General features: G+C 66.4%; 1 protein-coding gene. It reads left to right on the forward strand.

The features are described from left to right. Window positions 1–366 (forward strand): acyclic terpene utilization AtuA family protein (locus ACVA58_RS27820; protein ID WP_446513487.1); only part of this gene is annotated, 366 nt, incomplete at both ends.

Below are 366 nucleotides of genomic sequence, written 5' to 3' on the forward strand. Positions count from 1 at the left end.
GCTGTCACCGGCGACGATGTGTACGACTTGTTGCAAACGCGCGGCCAGGACTTCACGTTGATGGATGGCGGTGAACCCGTTGCGTCGCTCGGTGCACGCATGGTGTCGGCCAATGCGTACCTCGGTGCGCAGGGCATCGTGGATGCTCTGGCGCTAGGCGCAGACGTCGTCATCACCGGGCGCGTGGCTGATCCCGCATTGGCGCTTGGGCCACTCATCCACGCCTTCGGCTGGCGCATGGACGACTGGCATCGCCTGGGCTGCGGCACGCTGGCCGGGCACCTGCTCGAATGCGCGGGGCAGATCACGGGTGGCTACTTTGCCGACCCCGGCATTAAGGACGTGCCCAATCTCGCGCGCCTAGGC

It is taken from the genome of Photobacterium sp. DNB22_13_2, from assembly GCF_052873915.1.